The organism is Cyclobacterium amurskyense, from assembly GCF_001050135.1.
GTDB lineage: Bacteria > Bacteroidota > Bacteroidia > Cytophagales > Cyclobacteriaceae > Cyclobacterium > Cyclobacterium amurskyense.
The window spans coordinates 2,124,547-2,138,263 of record NZ_CP012040.1 but is presented as its reverse complement, the minus strand read 5'-3'; the positions used below and the strand labels follow the sequence as shown (position 1 = coordinate 2,138,263).

At 38.3% G+C, this 13,717-nt stretch carries 13 protein-coding genes; 11 read left to right on the top strand and 2 right to left on the bottom strand.

The features are described 5' to 3' along the window. The first annotated feature begins 315 nt into the window (after positions 1 to 315). The 9 genes from CA2015_RS08815 (at position 316) to CA2015_RS08780 (ending at position 10,869) form a co-directional block, all read left to right on the top strand. A complete protein-coding gene (locus CA2015_RS08815; RefSeq protein ID WP_048644442.1) occupies positions 316 to 1,623 on the top strand; it encodes a D-alanyl-D-alanine carboxypeptidase in 1,308 nt (435 codons plus the stop codon). A gap of 89 nt (positions 1,624 to 1,712) precedes the next feature. Then, positions 1,713 to 2,411 carry a DNA alkylation repair protein gene (locus tag CA2015_RS08810; RefSeq protein WP_048641575.1) on the top strand — a complete coding sequence of 233 codons (699 nt, stop codon included), beginning with the start codon at positions 1,713 to 1,715 and terminating at the stop codon, positions 2,409 to 2,411. 244 nt (positions 2,412 to 2,655) lie between these two features. Then, the gene (locus CA2015_RS08805; protein WP_048641574.1) at positions 2,656 to 2,865 is read left to right on the top strand and encodes a DUF4160 domain-containing protein; all 210 of its coding nucleotides are present in this window, start codon (positions 2,656 to 2,658) and stop codon (positions 2,863 to 2,865) included. Positions 2,866 to 2,903: 38 nt separating this feature from the next. After that, positions 2,904 to 3,188, top strand: coding sequence for a DUF2442 domain-containing protein (locus CA2015_RS24560; protein WP_316934229.1), 285 nt, complete (start codon positions 2,904 to 2,906; stop codon positions 3,186 to 3,188). Between the two features lie 281 nt (positions 3,189 to 3,469). Then, positions 3,470 to 4,888: an L-serine ammonia-lyase gene (locus CA2015_RS08800; RefSeq protein WP_048644441.1), complete on the top strand. Its 1,419-nt coding sequence runs from the start codon at positions 3,470 to 3,472 to the stop codon at positions 4,886 to 4,888. A gap of 28 nt (positions 4,889 to 4,916) precedes the next feature. Further along, on the top strand, positions 4,917 to 5,303 hold the full coding sequence (locus CA2015_RS08795; RefSeq protein ID WP_169786473.1) for a hypothetical protein: 387 nt from the start codon (positions 4,917 to 4,919) through the stop codon (positions 5,301 to 5,303). A gap of 56 nt (positions 5,304 to 5,359) precedes the next feature. Further along, entirely contained in the window at positions 5,360 to 6,262 is a 903-nt protein-coding gene (locus CA2015_RS08790; RefSeq protein WP_048641572.1) for an NAD-dependent epimerase/dehydratase family protein, read from the top strand. Between the two features lie 87 nt (positions 6,263 to 6,349). Further along, positions 6,350 to 8,251, top strand: a complete 1,902-nt coding sequence (locus CA2015_RS08785; RefSeq protein ID WP_048641571.1) for a glycoside hydrolase family 97 protein — start codon at positions 6,350 to 6,352, stop codon at positions 8,249 to 8,251. A 413-nt stretch (positions 8,252 to 8,664) separates the two neighbouring features. Further along, positions 8,665 to 10,869: a S41 family peptidase gene (locus CA2015_RS08780; protein ID WP_048641570.1), complete on the top strand. Its 2,205-nt coding sequence runs from the start codon at positions 8,665 to 8,667 to the stop codon at positions 10,867 to 10,869. Positions 10,870 to 10,884: 15 nt separating this feature from the next. Here the strand turns inward: CA2015_RS08780 and CA2015_RS08775 are convergent, their stop codons facing one another. Together CA2015_RS08775 and rnhA are read right to left on the bottom strand one after the other, a co-directional pair. After that, positions 10,885 to 11,613, bottom strand: a complete 729-nt coding sequence (locus CA2015_RS08775) for a tRNA1(Val) (adenine(37)-N6)-methyltransferase (protein ID WP_048641569.1) — start codon at positions 11,611 to 11,613, stop codon at positions 10,885 to 10,887. Further along, positions 11,610 to 12,071: a ribonuclease HI gene (gene rnhA / locus CA2015_RS08770; RefSeq protein WP_048641568.1), complete on the bottom strand. Its 462-nt coding sequence runs from the start codon at positions 12,069 to 12,071 to the stop codon at positions 11,610 to 11,612. The genes CA2015_RS08775 and rnhA overlap by 4 nt, the downstream gene beginning before the upstream one ends. A 316-nt stretch (positions 12,072 to 12,387) precedes the next feature. On the opposite strand from rnhA, the gene CA2015_RS08765 reads away from it, so the two are divergent. Next, positions 12,388 to 13,164, top strand: coding sequence for an HNH endonuclease (locus CA2015_RS08765; protein WP_048641567.1), 777 nt, complete (start codon positions 12,388 to 12,390; stop codon positions 13,162 to 13,164). A 159-nt stretch (positions 13,165 to 13,323) separates the two neighbouring features. Next, the gene (locus CA2015_RS08760; protein ID WP_048640786.1) at positions 13,324 to 13,716 is read left to right on the top strand and encodes a hypothetical protein; all 393 of its coding nucleotides are present in this window, start codon (positions 13,324 to 13,326) and stop codon (positions 13,714 to 13,716) included. The last annotated feature ends 1 nt before the right edge of the window (position 13,717 follow it).

Here is a 13,717-nt window from a genome sequence, read left to right as displayed (position 1 = left end):
TGCCAGTAATTGCTAAATTCACTTCCTCAATTGGACGGAAAATGTTACTTTTCCTATGGTTTAAAAGCCAGATTAAAACCGGATTATGTAATAGGATTTCTCCGTCCTGACAATAGTCAGGGGTGAAGCCTGTCTCGTGTTTACGGGAAGTGTTGCAATCACAAGATAATCAGGCTGTTTGGAGATTTTAGCATAGCACCGCTATGGTGAAATTGAAAACAGCAACGAAGTGGCAGATTTTGAAGCGATTTCAGCACGTAATAGATTGTCTATTGCATATTTCGGGTTAAAATGTATTTCTCAGATCCTCACCCTATGAAACATTGTAAATGGTTGTGCATATTGCTATTCTTTTCCTGCACCGTTCAAAAAATCAACAAGACTGTACGTACTTCAGATGTGTTTGAAAAAGGGCACATGGGTTTTATGCTTTATGATCCGGTAAAGGACAAAACACTGGTAAAATTAAACGAAGCCAAATACTTTATCCCAGCCTCCAATACTAAAATATTTACCTTTTATTCCAGTTACAAAGCCCTGGGTGATGGATACATCAACGGTTTGAATTATACCTACCAGGGCGATTCGCTAATTTTTTGGGGAACAGGTGACCCCTCACTTTTGCATCCGGACTTTAAGGACAGTACTGTTGTGAACTTTCTAAAAAAGGAAGATAAAAAATTGTATCTAGTGGATAATTTTGAGCAGCTTTCCAGCTATGGCCCGGGTTGGTCATGGAACTGGTTTCCTTACTATTTTGCTGCTGAGCGATCCGCCATGCCCATTTATGGAAATGTTTTGCGCTTTTCTAAAAGAGCTGAGTTAGCGGAAGCATCACCCTATCCAAAATCTGTCCTTTTACCTCTAATGCCATCAAATCGAACGCCTCCAGATAATTATTTTATCCAAAGAGACTTTAAAAGAAATACCTATGAATATGCCATAAACAAAGAAAAAGACAGCTTGACTTTTGCAACCGATAAACCATTTATTACCTCTGCCACATTGACCAAAAACCTCTTGCAGGAAGCTGTGGGAAAACAAATAACACTCCTGGAAAACAAGGGCATTACCCAAGGGCCACATGAGAAATTGCAAACGGTTAAGGCAGATTCCTTGTATGCGCAGATGATGAAAATTAGTGATAATTTCTTGGCCGAACAGCTGATGGCCCTGGTCTCTGATGCTGTTTTAGACTCCATCAATATCAGCGAAGGCATCTCCTATGCCAAAAAACACTTCTTGGCAGACCTACCTGATGAGCCGCAGTGGGTGGATGGATCTGGGCTTTCTCCACAGAATATGTTTACCCCTCGCTCGGTTATCAAACTGCTTCAAAAAATCCATTCAGAAATCCCTATGGAAAAAATTAAGGCTTACTTCCCGGCAGGGGGAGAATCCGGTACTATACGCAACTGGTACCCGGCAGATCCGGGGCAACCTGCCTATATTTACGCCAAAACCGGCACCCTTGCTATGAGCACTGCCCTAAGTGGGTTCCTTATTACCAAAAGTGGCAAAACCTTGCTTTTCAGCACTTTTTTCAACAACTACAGCGGAAGCTCCAGTGTGCAAAAGAAAGAACTGCAAAAGCTATTGTATTTTATACATGATAAATATTAATGGTTAATTTTTAATCGTTAATGGATTGGAGTGTTGGGGTGAAATTTTAGAATTCATACTGCTGCTTACAATTTTAAAATATAAGAATATTGACCTATAAGGAAACCATAGAACTACTTTACGCGCTTCAAAATCCTGAAAAGGTCGTTTTTAAGGAAAGGAAATTTGGGATTGTCTCTAATAACTCTTTGGGGATATATCATTCAGAACTAAAGAAGATCGCTAAAGAGATTGGCAAGGACAATGAACTTGCCCTGCAACTTTTTGATAGCGGTATTTACGAAGCCCGCATTTTATGTAGCAAAATTTTCAAGCCCAAGGATGTTACCGTTGACTTGATGGAAAAATGGGTCAAAACTTTTGAGAATTGGGAGGTTTGTGATAGTTTTTCTATGGGGCTGTTTGCTAAAAGTGAATTCGCCCTTGAAAAGATCTTGGAATGGACAAAAAGGAAACCTGAATTTGAAAAAAGAGCAGGCTTTACAATTATGGCTTCCTACTGTATGGCAGATAAATTGTCAGACAATTCAATATTTGAACCCTTCTTCCCCATCATTAAGCGAGAAGCAAATGATGAGAGAATCTATGTTAAAAAAGCTGTGAATTGGGCATTGCGCAATATTGGGAAAAGAAACACTGACCTCAATAAAAAAGCCATACTTGTGACCCAAGAAATACTCGAAACAAAAAGCCCTGCAGCAATATGGATTGCTAAGAATGCATTGAATGAGTTAGAGAAAGACCATATTAGAATGTCCGATTATCCAAGGACAATCTATAGAAGATAGGTGGAATGCTTTGTATAATAAGATTAAAAAAATTAGGCCTAAACTAAAGATTAAAGAAAAAAACATTTTTCTATATTTTATGAAAATTATTTTAAATAACTAGGCTTAAATACCTCATGATAAGCAATCCTGCGAATTGAAAAATAGAATAGGAAATAATTGCAAAGCCAGATTTTATCCATTTAAAGCCAATTGTTTACATCAGGTTTACGTATATTAAAATGTTAAACTTTGATTAATAAGGATGCCAGAGATTAGCAGATTTTACGGAATAATTATCAAAATGTACTTCAATGAATATAATCCTCCTCATTTTCACGTAGAGTATCAGGATTATGAGGCGATTGTAAATATTGAAACAGGAGAATTAACAGGTAAAATTTCAAGAAGAGCACTAGTTCTTGTATATGAATGGCTGGATCAAAACAAAGAAGCGCTACTTGAAAACTGGTAACGAATAGAAGAACGGAAACCTCTTAACAAAATTAAACCATTGGACTAATAACAGGGAATACACTACTCATAAAAGTCAAACAAGCGGAATACGTATCAGATTACCAAATAAGGTTAACTTTTTCAGACGGTTTAACTGGGACCGTAGATTTAAAAGACGAAATATGGGGAGAAGTTTTCGAACCATTAAAGGATATAAATTATTTTAAAAACTTCACCCAAGACCGCTGGACAATTGGCTGGGATTGTGGGGCGGACTTTGCCCCTGAATTCCTTCATGCGCTCACTAAAAAGCAATCCAAAAAAGCGCATACCATTGGATAAAAGGAATGGCAATTGTTAATTACTAATGGATAATTGTTAATTTGTTGGACAGGACTAAATCATCCGAAATTCAGCCTCCTTCGAAAGAATACAACATTACATTTCCACCAATCCAATGAATTGGCAAAAAGATAAATTTTCTGTTTAGCCAAAAATTCATAATTTGATTTGACTCAATGAGCGTTAAATCAATTAAAGCCCCATTAGATTATTACCTATTGAATCCTTAGGCGTAAATTACATTACATTATAAATTGGAATGGGTAAGGCCAAAAATCAATATGGAATCAATAAGCATTTTTGAAATAATAAAAGTTGGCATTGGACCATCTAGTTCACATACCATGGGACCCTGGAGGGCAGCCCTGTCTTTTTTAAATCACCTGAATAAAAACAAGCAAATCAACGAAGTCACAGAGATTAAAACCTACTTGTATGGTTCACTGGCAAAAACAGGCTTAGGACATGGTACCGACAAAGCCGTGATGCTGGGACTCTCTAATGAGGATTTCCTTACTATCGATACGGATAAAATAGATGAAAAAATTGACCAAATAAATCAAAACGCTTGCATCAATATTTCAGAAAGCCATGCCATTCCTTTTAACTACAAACAACACATCCTTTTTGAATTCAAAAAAAGTTTGGATTACCATCCGAATGGGATGCGGTTTGATGCTAGCCTAAGTGATGGCACTACTGTTTCGCGGGAATATTTTTCCGTAGGTGGTGGTTTTGTAGTCACCCATGCTTCTGACCAAATAGCCCAAAACCCTATCAAAACTGAATACCCCTGTCATACCCAAAAAGACCTTTTGGATAACTGTAACAAACTTAACCTGACCATTTCTGAGCTGGTAATGCTTAACGAAACGGCCTGGCAAAGTGAGGCCGAAACCAGAAAACAAGCCCTTAACATTTGGAACGAAATAAAAAACTGTATTTTTAGAGGTGTAAATAAATCAGGGCTATTACCGGGAGGGCTTAAGGTTAGGCGAAGGGCTTACGATCTGAACAAAAAGTTTTTGCAGGGACAAAAATTTAATAATGTAGCGGATTGGATCAAGGCCATAAAAAAAGGGCCAAAAGATTTTAACACTGTCAACAAATGGATAAGTGTTTTTGCCTTAGCGGTAAATGAAGAAAATGCCTCTTTTGGTAGAATCATTACTGCACCCACCAATGGGGCCTCAGGCGTGATCCCTGCAGTACTGATGTATGCTTACTGTTTTACGCCAAATTTTGATGAGGATGAAATCGTGAAATTTATACTCACTGCAGGAGAGATCGGTACCCTCTATAAAAAAGGGGCGACTATTTCTGCAGCCATGGGAGGATGTCAGGCTGAAATAGGTGTCTCAAGTTCTATGGCAGCAGGCGCCCTTACAGAAGCACTTGGCGGGAGAAAAGAACAGGTATGCCAAGCCGCAGAAATAGCAATGGAACACCATTTGGGCATGACCTGCGATCCAATTGGCGGTTTGGTACAAATTCCTTGTATTGAAAGAAATAGCATGGGGGCCATTAAGGCCATCACTGCCTCCAACATGGCTCTGGAAAGCGATTCTTCTGCAGCCCGGCTGAGTTTAGACAATGTTATCCAGGTAATGTGGGAAACGGCTTTGGACATGAAATCAAAATACAAAGAAACATCTGAAGGTGGCCTAGCAAAAATCCCGGTCAATATTGCTGAATGTTAGTAGCAATTGGAAAATGAGACTAAAAAAATTGACAGACATAGAATTACTTCCTTCTGTTCTTGATATTAAAGAAGTGAATCATTATTTAATTCAACTAATTAATTTATTAGAAAATGATAATACAATTTCTAAATCACAAGGTGCGGCAGAAATTAATAACTTAATCTCCTATCAGGGCTATAACGAGCAAGGACTTAATGTTGAATCTAGCCAAAGAATATTGAGCTGGATTAGATCAAATTATGATCCCAATTGTAAGGACTCAATTGAATGGAACTCTGCTAACCTTGCAAATCTGAATTGTAGTGGTGTAGAAGAATTCATCAATAAAAGAATTGAAAATTCAGATTGCGATCAAGAAAAAGATGAACTTAAAGATTGTTTGAAAGAAATAAAAAAAGCTAAACTGCAATAAAACCCAGTTTAGCCAAACCGTTAAACGAAAGCCTATTCAAGTAATACTCACTAAACATGACTAAAAAACGAATTCTTTTTACTGGTGGATCGGGAAAAGCAGGTAAACATGTGGTCCCTTATCTGCTCGCCCATGGACATAGGGTGATGAATGTAGACCTGAAACCTTTGGATCATCCTGGGGTTGACAATTTGATAGCTGATATAACAGACTCTGGGCAAATGTTCAATGCCATGAGTTCCTACGCCGCTTTAGATGAATTAGAGCCTGGAAATGGGGTACCAAAATTTGATGCAGTGGTGCATTTTGCTGCCGTTCCCAGAATTCTGATCAACCCTGACAATGAAACTTTTCGTGTCAATACCATGGGTACCTACAATGTAATAGAAGCAGCGGTCAAACTTGGCATTAAGAAAATCATCATCGCTTCTTCGGAAACCACCTATGGTGTCTGTTTTTCTGATGGCCCAACTGATCCTAATTCTTTACCTTTAGAAGAGGGTTATGATGTAGACCCCATGGACAGTTATGGCTTATCAAAAGTAGTCAATGAAAAAACTGCCCGCAGTTTTCAGCGTAGATCAGGCTTTGATATATATGCCTTGCGTATAGGAAATGTGATTGAGCCCCACGAATATGCTGAACTCTTTCCCCATTATTTCAAAAACCCTGAAGTGCGCAGAAGAAATGCTTTCTGTTATATCGACGCGCGAGACCTTGGACAGATTGTAGACTTGTGTTTGCAAAAAGACGGACTTGGTTACCAGGTATTCAACGCGGGAAATGATCACAATGGTGCTATTATTCCTAGCAAAGAATTGGCAGAACAATTTTTCCCCGGTGTGCCGATTACCCGTGAATTGGAAGAACATGAAGCTTTGTTTTCAAATAAAAAAATACGTGAAGTACTTGGCTTTAAAGAACAACACAATTGGCGGAAGTATGTAAAATGGGAATGATTGCTCGAAAACTGAAAAGTTAACATCGAAATTTTATTCTGTATTGTCTGACAGAAAATATTCATATCAATAAACCTTACCTTTTAAATGAAAAATATTTTTAGATCTCTTGGGATTTTTGTTTTAGCGCTTGTATTTCAATCCTGCACCAGCGCCAATGATGTTCATGTAAGCAGCCCTAATGGAAAATTTAGGTTTGAATTACTGACTGAAGATTCACAGCTATATTATCGCGCATTTTTTGATGATAAAGAGATCATAGGAAAGTCTATACTTGGATTTGAGCTTTCTGACACAAGCAACACCACCCAAAACCTTGAAATAAAAGAGGTTAAAGAAAGTAAAGTAGCAACAGATTGGAAGCCTGTTTATGGTGAAAGAAACCTTTATCCAGAGCAATACCATCAGTCCATTGTTACCTTTAGTTCAAAGGACCAAAAAATGCCTCTCTTCCAACTCAACATAAGGGCATACAATGAAGGGCTTGCCTTTCAGTATGCATTTGAAAATGCAGGACAGCTTACCATTGATGCTGAACTAACCGAATTCACCTTACCTGCCAACTCAGAAGTATGGGTTTCCGAGCAGGCACAAGGCGCGATTAACAAAACAAAGTTAGCGGAAATAAGCAACAAGATTGTTGAACGCCCATTATTGGCAGAGCTGAGCGATTCTTTATTTGTAGCCCTTGGAGAAGCTGCTTTAGTTGATTTTGCAAGAATGAAATTTGCATTGGCCGATGAAAAATCCACTACCCTGGTTGCCAGTCTTGACAGCAAAGTGGTTTTTGATGGGCCTTTTACAAGCCCTTGGAGAACAATCATGGCAGGAAATTCAACGGGTGAATTACTGGAAAACAATTACCTACTATTGAACCTCAATGCTCCAAATGCCATAAAAAACTCAGATTGGATAAAACCCGGAAAGGTTATTCGTGAAGTTACGCTCACCACAGATGGGGGGATTGCCTGTGTAGATTTTGCTGTTAAACACAATTTACAATACATTGAATTTGATGCCGGATGGTATGGTAATGAATACGATGACGCTTCGGATGCTACCACCATTACAGTAGATCCAAACCGCTCCAAAGGCCCTCTGGACCTCAAGCAGGTAATCAAATATGCAGAAAGCAAAGGAATAGGGGTGATTTTGTATGTCAACCGAAGAGCTTTAGAAAAACAACTGGATGAAGTATTGCCATTATTAAAATCATGGGGAGTAAAAGGTATCAAATATGGCTTTGTTAATGTAGGTCCACAGGAATGGACCAGCTGGTTACATGAGGCGGTACGAAAGGCCGCAGACCATGGTCTTATGATAGACATACACGATGAATACCGCCCAACGGGCTATTCTCGCACCTATCCAAACCTGATGACACAAGAAGGTATTCGCGGGGATGAGGAATCTCCTGACAATACCATGGTTTTAAAAACCTTGTTTACCCGTATGCTGGCAGGTGCCGGTGACCATACCAACTGCTATTTTGCAGAAAGAGTGGACAGTAAAATGGGCTCACATGCTTCGCAACTGGCAAAGGCAGTAATGATCTACAGCCCCTGGCAATTCCTTTATTGGTACGACCGACCTGAAAATTCTCCGGGAGCACATAAAGGAGCTGGAAACAGTACCAATTTTATCTTGGAGGTGCCTGAATTGACATTTTTCGACCAAATGCCTACCGTTTGGGATGACACTAAAGTGCTATCCAGCTACCCAGGAGAATATGCAGTTGTCGCCAGAAGAAGTGAAGACACCTGGTTTGTCGGGGCGCTTAATGGAATGCAGGAAAGAGACAGTGAAATCTCATTCGAATTTTTAGACCCAAATCAAGAATATACCGCTATAATTTTCACGGATGATGAAGAAGTGAAAACCCACAGCAGGGTAGCATTAGAGACAAGAACCCTAACGTCAAAGAATGTGATGAATTATAACTTGGGAAAACACAAGGGCATGGCTATGGTTATAAAAATGGCACAATAGAAAATAGGTAGTTAAAGCCTTATCATAGTCCAGAATCGAAGAAATTTTCAACTAACAAAAGGCCACTAATTGGCATCGTGATTTTATCAGTATTGTTGCAGAAATAAAGCAGCAACGCTGATAAAATCATGTTGTATTATAGATTTTATCCAATGGTTCATGCCCTTGGCTGCAAAAACCTTACAGTCTACATAAAATATAAAAGTTGGATAAGATAGACCTCCCCTTTTACACCTAAAACTTCTGTTAAAAAACTTTAAAGTTTACATCCTCTCAATTTCAATTATAAAAATAGTTGTAATTTAGATGTGTAGTGATTAAATACTTACAACATCTAGGCCTTCAACATTGCTGATTTAGTATTGTGCTTTAGGTACCAATACGACAATGGATAGGTTAAAAAAAAATGAGCTATGAAAAACTTTATTGTATTCCTTTTTTTATTGGCAGCATACTATTGTCAAGCCCAGAATGATGGCAAATTCAATTTTGACTTTGAAAGTCAAAAAGATAAATCCAGCCTTTCAGACGGCTGGTTTAAATGGGGCGATTATAATTTATCCATAGACAGCCTGACTTATTCAGGGAAAAATGCTGTGAAAATCACGGCTACTGATACTGGAAAATTTGGATGTATCGCCTATCCTATTCCTGCAATTTATTCCGGAAAAACCTTAAGGCTTGAAGGGTATATGAAAATCAAAAATGTCACAAATGGATTTGCTGGGCTCTTGCTACGAATTGATGGCAAAGAAGGCATTTTAGCATTTGCCAATATGGATGACCAGAAAATAAAGGGAACTAAAGATTGGCAGAAATACAGCATCACAGTCAATTACCCTCAAAAATCAGAGACTATATATGTAGCAGGTATTCTTAGCGGAAAAGGTGAAGCCTGGTTTGATGATTTTTATTTAACCCTCGATGGAGAAAATATTGAAACGTTAACGGAAGCCGAAATTGAAGAGCCTAAGGCAATACTTGATACAGCCTTTGACAAAGGTTCCTTATTGGATTTATCTGTATTGACGGCCGAAAAAACCGATGACCTTGAATTATTGGGTCGGGTTTGGGGCTTTCTCAAATACCACCATCCTGAAATTGCCAAAGGGAATTACAATTGGGACTATGAATTATTTAGATTCTTACCTTCTTATATCGAGGCTAAAAATGAAGCTGACAGAAACAAACTTATTATCGATTGGATTGATTCACTAAATCCATTGACAAACTGTACAGATTGTATACCAACTGATGAAAATGCGATACTCAAGCCGGATCTAACCTGGATTCAAAACCAAGATTCGGCGCTAAAAGATAAATTACTCTCTGTTTACAATAACCGTTCGCAAGGCAGACACTATTATATACAAATGACTCCCAGTGTAGGTAACCCGGATTTTATAAATGAAAATTCTTACGAAAACATGCCCTATCCTGATGATGGATTTAGACTTTTGTCTCTTTTCAGGTATTGGAACATGATCAATTATTTTTTCCCCTACAAACACTTAATGGATTCAGATTGGAATATAAAGCTTAAAGAATATATTCCCGTTTTCTTAGATACAGAAAACGAATTGGAATATGAGCTGGCTGCACTTCAACTTATAGGCGATATTCAGGATACGCATGCAAATATTTGGGGAGGAGGGGATAAAATCAATGCGTGGAAAGGGTCAAATTTCCCTCCAGTAAACCTTAGATTTATAGAAGATAAATTAGTAGTCGCAGATTTTTATAATGAAGAACATATAGAAAATACTGGTTTAAAAGTTGGCGATATAATCACCAAAATAAATGGAAGACCTATAAAAGAAATCGTAAATGAAAAATCGAAATATTATCCTGCTTCAAATGAGGCTGCAAGATTAAGAAATATTTCAATCGATATTTTACGTTCAAATGATGATGAAGTAAAAATTGATTTCATATCCGAAGGCGCTAAAGAAAATGCGACAAGTCTTAAACTCTACCCAAAAGATAGTCTTGATTATTTTACCTGGTTCAGAAAAAACTATAACAAGTCTTATCGGAAACTAGAAAACGACATTGGCTATGTTACACTTGCTACCATAAAACAAGAAGACATCGAAAATATCAAGAAAGATTTTAAGAACAGCAAGGGTATAATTATTGACATTCGAAATTACCCATCCACTTTCGTGCCCTTTAGTCTAGGCTCCTTTTTTGTTTCTTCTTCAACACCATTTGTAAAATTCACCATAGGAAATATCAATAACCCTGGTGAATTCTCATTTACAAAAAATTTGGAAATCCCTAGCACGGGTAAATCATACAAAGGCAAGTTGGTGGTACTGATTAATGAGTTTTCGCAAAGTCAGGCAGAATATACTGCCATGGCATTCCGAGCTGGTGACAATACGACAGTTATTGGAAGTACTACAGCAGGAGCAGATGGAAATGTATCTTCATTATTTTTGCCCGGTGGACTTAAAACAATGATTTCTGGTATTGGAGTATATTATCCAAATAGAGAAGAAACACAACGTATCGGAATTGTGCCGGACATTGAGGTAAAACCAACCATTGAAGGCATTAAAGCAGGCCGAGACGAATTGCTGGAAAGAGCCATAGAAATTATTAGCGAGGATTAAACCCAAAATCTGCAATTAAAAATGCAGCATATAATCTTTCAATAAAGCAATGTATTCGGGGGTATAGGCATTGTTTGCGTCTTTTATAACCAATGCAGATTTTTCGGGTTCGTCTGGCTTTATTCTAGCAAAGGAAGCGATCACACGGTGAACTTTACTGGTTTCTCTGTCCTGAAGAAGGGTTTGGGTATTTGCGTAAAAGCCCTTCTCTGTTCCAAGACTTTTAAAAGCCTCCATCTCATTGGGAGGTAATATTAGCCATATCACCCCTTCTGTTTTCAGCAAACGATCAATTCCCGTCCACAAATCGGTGAAGTTAAGGCCCTGTTCATGCCTGGCCAAATTGATGTTTTGTTTGCTGCTTTGTAATTGACCACTGTAATAAGGAGGATTGGTGATAATGAGATCGTATTGCTCGATATTACTTGGTTCAAATTCCTGAAAGGCTTGTTGGTGAACCTTGATATTAATCCCTAGCTTATTAAAGGAAACGTTTTGCCTAGCCTGTTCAAAGGCTTCCTTGTCAATTTCCACCGCATCAATGCTGGCAACTGGGTACTTTTGCGCCATCATCAATGCCAGCACCCCTGTACCAGTGCCTATGTCCAGAATAGTATCAGGAATTGTCTTTGCCACTGCTAGTGATCCAAGCACTACCGCATCGGTGCTCACTTTCATGGCACATCGCTCCTGCTCCACTCTAAACTGCTTGAACTGGAAATAGGTGTTTGGGCTGCGTTTCATTTTGCGTTTTGCTCAGCTTCATAACCTTCATCTGCAGGTAAATTATACCCTGTAGCGGCTGTTACTGCCAATTCATCACACCTTTCATTTAAAGGGTTGCCGGCATGGCCTTTCACCCATTGAAAAGTAGGTTTGTATTTCATGTGAAGGGGAATGTACTTTTTCCACAGGTCCATATTTTTTTTACCCTTAAAGCCTTTCTTTTGCCAACTCCATATCCAGCCTTTTTGCACTGAATCAACGACATATTTACTATCCGAATAGATGGTAATTGGTATACCTTCTACTTTCAATGCTTCCAAACCTCTGATCACTGCCAAGAGCTCCATCCTGTTGTTGGTGGTCAGGCGAAAACCCTCGGAAAGTTCCTTTCTTAAATTTTTATAGAGCAATACCACACCATAGCCTCCATTTCCTGGATTGCCTTTACTGGCACCATCGGTATATATTTTTATCATGAGCAATTCTAATTTGCATCAAAAATAGGGGAAATATCGCAAACCGTCCACAAAGGGAGACCAGACTTTACAATATTCCGAGCCCTATGCCTTAAGCCTAATTAGGAAAAGTTTTTTCCTTAAAACACCTGCTTTGTAAGTGCTTTACTGCCTTTACCTTGCCAACACCTGCTTTGCCTTAACAAAAGAAATTATTACATGAGAATAATTTGGATAAATGCCCAATTATTTCGTTTTTAAGAGATAATTGGGCACAAAGATTAGAACAATAGAGGCTAAGCTTGGGCGAAAACGAATTATTAGCAATGATTGAAACATGAAGAAGTACATTTTAAGCAAAGCTGAAGAAATAATTACGCAAGCCGAGGAGCCAGAATACGAATCCATCTCAGTTCGCGATTTCCTTATGGAATTTGATTATGCAACAAAGTATTTACCCAGGTTCCTAAAAGTCCGCTCTTTTGCACTTTACATGCTATTTTTCAAAAGGGCCTATTACTCGATAGGTAATAGAAAAATCAAGCTCAAAATATCCGCCTTAGGTCAAAACATGCTTTCCAACTTTGGAAACCCCATGTCTAAGGATGTGGTAAAGCGAGGAATCAATGACTTGGTAAAATTCGGTATTCTAGAAAAATTACAACGGCCCGGAAAAATCAATGAGTACATTGTCAAATTACCTTCTGAAATCAAAGCCATAAAAAAGTTAATTAAAATTGAAGATACCATTGAGGAAAGCATATATGGAGATTCGGAAGAGGATATTCTGACGGATGAAAACAAAAGAAACGAGATCTTAAAAAGAGACAATCAAAAATGTTTCTACTGCCTCTGTGAACTTAAGGCTCCTGATTTTTACCTCAATCACATCCATGAAAAGGCCAACGGAGGATACGATTGGAAATCCAATTTGGTCTCCTCATGTAGGACTTGCAATACTGTGAAAAATGCGGAAAATGTAGACACCATACTATTGAGCAACCTACGAAAGGGCTTGATACTGAAGTCTGAATACTTGGAGCAAAAAAGCAAACTGGATAAATTGAAGGCTGAATACCAAAAAGTAAAAGAAAATCTAGGCAATATTCCTTAAACCCGGATTATGTAATAGGATTTCTCCGTCCTGACAATAGTCAGGGGTGAAGCCTGTCCCGTGTTTACGGGAAGTGTTGCAATCGCAAGAAAATCAGGTCGTGTACTGAAATAGGTTGACACAATTTAATTAAAAATTGTAAACCTATAATCGGACAAAATGAGTGAATTACAAAAGTTCTCCGAAGATGCAAGGAGAAAAATCGTTATGGAAGTACTTTCAGGTACTTTAAGCAAAGAACAGGCAAGGCATATTTATGGAATTAAAAGCAAATCCGCTATCTTGGAATGGATGAGGATTTTTGCTGGTCTTGAAAGAAGGCTTCCTAAAGATCCTCTTCCGATTTTAAAAAACATGGCAATAAAAGAGGATTCCAATAGTGAGTTAAAAGCCCGTATAAGGCAACTTGAAGAAGAGCTGAAGCTTAGCCGTTTGAAGGGCAGGGCATACCAGATCATGGTAGATATTGCCAAAGAAGAATATGGGCTAGATCTTGAAAAAAAGTCTGGTGCCAAACAGTTCAAAGACTCAGAGAAGAAGAACCAAAAGTAAG